Annotated in this window: 1 protein-coding gene; it reads left to right on the top strand. The window is 63.5% G+C overall.

Going from position 1 to position 386, the window contains the following annotated elements:
- Positions 1–99: 99 nt before the first annotated feature.
- Positions 100–386, top strand: a 287-nt coding sequence (locus FY251_RS22185; protein ID WP_148417036.1) for an alpha/beta fold hydrolase, incomplete at its 3' end; no start/stop codon positions are given.

Raw genomic sequence — 386 nt, forward strand, 5'->3', positions numbered from 1 at the left:
GTGCGTACGAGCGACCCGAGTGATCGATTTCGGACGCTCCCGCCGTGATAACTGGGCGGATACAAAGGCTCATACGCCCTCGGTCCCGAACGAACGCCGATGACGACAGGGATTTCGTCCGAGCGCGTCGAACTGTCCGTCGACGGTGAGGACGTCGATATTCACTACCGGACCGGCGGCGAGGGGCCGCCTTTGGTGTTTCTCCACGGCATTGGGCTGGACGCCGCGACAGTTTCGTGGCGTCACGCACTCCCCGCACTCGCGCCGGAACGGACGGTGTACGCACTCGATCTGCCGGGCCACGGCGACAGCGACAAGCCTGACCGCGCGTACACGACCGATTACTATCTCGAGACTCTGTCCGAGTTCATCGACGCGCTCGGTAT

Source organism: Haloferax sp. KTX1, assembly GCF_902410085.1.
Classification (GTDB): Archaea; Halobacteriota; Halobacteria; order Halobacteriales; family Haloferacaceae; genus Haloferax; species Haloferax massiliensis.